The sequence below is a fragment of the Pantoea sp. Acro-807 genome, from assembly GCF_011752675.1.
Taxonomy (GTDB): domain Bacteria; phylum Pseudomonadota; class Gammaproteobacteria; order Enterobacterales; family Enterobacteriaceae; genus Pantoea; species Pantoea eucrina.
Genome location: NZ_VWXE01000029.1, coordinates 1 through 213 on the forward strand (window position 1 = coordinate 1; position 213 = coordinate 213).

The 213-nt window shown below is 62.4% G+C and carries 1 rRNA gene; it reads left to right on the top strand.

The annotated features are described in order from the left end of the window. The first annotated feature begins 1 nt into the window (after position 1). Positions 2-117 (top strand): 5S ribosomal RNA (rrf, locus tag F3J39_RS18735). Positions 118-213: the final 96 nt, after the last annotated feature.

The window sequence follows — 213 nt, forward strand, 5'->3', positions numbered from 1 at the left end:
GCCTGGCGGCCACAGCGCGGCGGTCCCACCTGACCCCATGCCGAACTCAGAAGTGAAACGCCGTAGCGCCGATGGTAGTGTGGGGTCTCCCCATGCGAGAGTAGGGAACTGCCAGGCATCCAATTAAGACCAGACTTTCTGGTCGTGACCTCCCGGTGACGCGGAGAGGGCGAAACACCTGGCTTCAGGCGCGGTCCTGAGGGCAGTAAAGAA